1 protein-coding gene is annotated in these 2409 nt (G+C 61.0%); it reads right to left on the bottom strand.

Annotated elements, in window-relative coordinates; translation table 11 throughout:
- On the bottom strand, positions 1-2085 hold a 2085-nt coding region (rpoC, locus tag B7Y43_RS19905; protein WP_374133396.1), incomplete at its 3' end, for a DNA-directed RNA polymerase subunit beta'.
- Positions 2086-2409 lie beyond the last annotated feature (324 nt).

Here is a 2409-nt window from a genome sequence, read left to right as displayed (position 1 = left end):
GGCGTTCGCCACCTGGTCACCGCAACGGCTCCAGGCATCGATCACCTTGTTGTACTTTTCCTGCTGGGTGATCAGGCCGTCCTGATATTGCTGCTCATAGTCCTTCACCTGCGCACGCGCATCATCGACCAGCTGGATCTTGGCGTCCGGGATGATCATGTCGTCCTTGCCGAACGAAATGCCGGCCTTGAACGCGTGGCGGAAACCAAGCGACATGATCGCATCGGCGAAAAGCACGGTCTCTTTCTGGCCGGTGTGGCGATAGACCTCATCGATCACGTCGCCGACATCCTTCTTGGTCAGCAGGCGGTTGACGATGTCGAACGGCACCTTGTGGCTCTTCGGCAGCGTCTCGCCGAGCAGCATGCGGCCCGGCGTCGTTTCGAAGCGCTTGAGATACGGCTTGCCGGCTTCATCGGTCTGCGGAACGCGGGCGATGATCTTGGTATGCAGCGTCACGGCACCCGAATCGAGCGCGTGATGCACTTCGGCCATGTCGGTCAGCATCATGCCCTGGCCAGGCTCATTTTCCTTGAGCATGGTGATGTAATAAAGCCCGAGCACCATGTCCTGCGACGGCACGATGATCGGCTTGCCATTGGCGGGCGACAGGATGTTGTTGGTCGACATCATCAGCACGCGCGCTTCGAGCTGGGCTTCCAGCGACAGCGGCACGTGGACAGCCATCTGATCGCCATCGAAATCGGCGTTGAAGGCCGAGCAGACCAGCGGGTGCAGCTGGATCGCCTTGCCCTCGATCAGCACGGGCTCGAACGCCTGGATGCCAAGACGGTGCAGCGTCGGCGCGCGGTTGAGCATCACGGGATGCTCGCGGATCACCTCGTCCAGGATGTCCCAGACTTCCTTGCGCTCCTTTTCCACCCACTTCTTCGCCTGCTTGAGCGTCATGCTCAGGCCCTTGGCGTCGAGGCGCGCGTAGATGAACGGCTTGAACAGCTCGAGCGCCATCTTCTTGGGCAGCCCGCACTGGTGCAGCTTCAGCTCAGGCCCGGTCACGATCACCGAACGACCCGAATAATCGACGCGCTTGCCCAGCAGGTTCTGGCGAAAGCGGCCCTGCTTGCCCTTGAGCATGTCGGACAGCGACTTGAGCGGGCGCTTGTTGGCACCCGTGATCGTACGACCGCGGCGGCCGTTATCGAACAGCGCGTCGACGGCTTCCTGCAACATGCGCTTTTCGTTGCGGACGATGATGTCCGGTGCGCGCAGTTCCATCAGCCGCTTCAGGCGGTTGTTGCGGTTGATGACGCGGCGATAGAGGTCGTTCAGATCCGACGTCGCGAAGCGGCCACCGTCCAGCGGCACCAGCGGGCGCAGCTCGGGCGGGATCACCGGCACGACCTCGAGGATCATCCATTCGGGCTTGTTGCCCGAATCGATGAAGCTCTCGACGACCTTCAGCCGCTTGATGATCTTCTTGGGCTTCAGTTCCGATTTGGTGACGGCCAGCTCTTCGAGCAATTCCTTGCGCTCACCCTCAAGATCGAGGTCCTGCAGCATGATGCGCACGGCTTCGGCGCCGATGCCGGCCGAGAACGCGTCCTCGCCATATTGGTCCTGCGCGTCGAGGAGCTCGTCCTCGGTCATCAGCTGGAACTTCTCGAGCGGGGTGATGCCCGGCTCGATCACGATATAGGCTTCGAAATACAGCACGCGCTCAAGCTGCTTAAGCTGCATGTCGAGGAGGAGACCGATGCGCGACGGCAGCGACTTCAGGAACCAGATATGCGCGACAGGCGCGGCGAGCTCGATATGGCCCATCCGCTCACGGCGGACCTTCGAAACGGTAACCTCAACGCCGCACTTTTCGCAGACGATGCCCTTATACTTCATGCGCTTGTACTTGCCGCACAGGCACTCGTAATCCTTGATCGGGCCGAAGATGCGCGCGCAGAAAAGGCCGTCACGCTCTGGCTTGAACGTGCGATAGTTGATGGTCTCGGGCTTCTTGATCTCGCCGAACGACCACGAACGGATGCGATCCGGCGAGGCGATCCCGATCTGGATCTGGTCAAAGGTCTCCGGCTTGGCGACCGGGTTTGCGAAGTTGGTCAGTTCGTTCATGGGTGAACAGCCTTCCTTGAATTTTTAACTCCTCTCCCATCGGGAGAGGAAGGGGCCCGCCGGCAAAGCCGGTGGGAAGGTGAGGGCGATCGTGCGAGCCGTAACTCGCCCTCACCCTTCCGGCGCTTCGCGCCTCCCTCCCTCTCCCAATGGGAGAGGGAGAAGGGGCAGTTACTCCGCCGCAATCACGACGCCGTCTGAGTCGAACTGGTCGATCGACTTCAACTCGACGTTCAGACCCAGCGAGCGCATTTCCTTGACGAGCACGTTGAAGCTCTCCGGAATGCCGGCCTCGAAGCTGTCGTCACCCTTGACGATCGCTTC

Source organism: Sphingomonas sp. 28-62-20, assembly GCF_002281505.1.
This window is presented reverse-complemented; position numbering and strand designations above follow the sequence as displayed.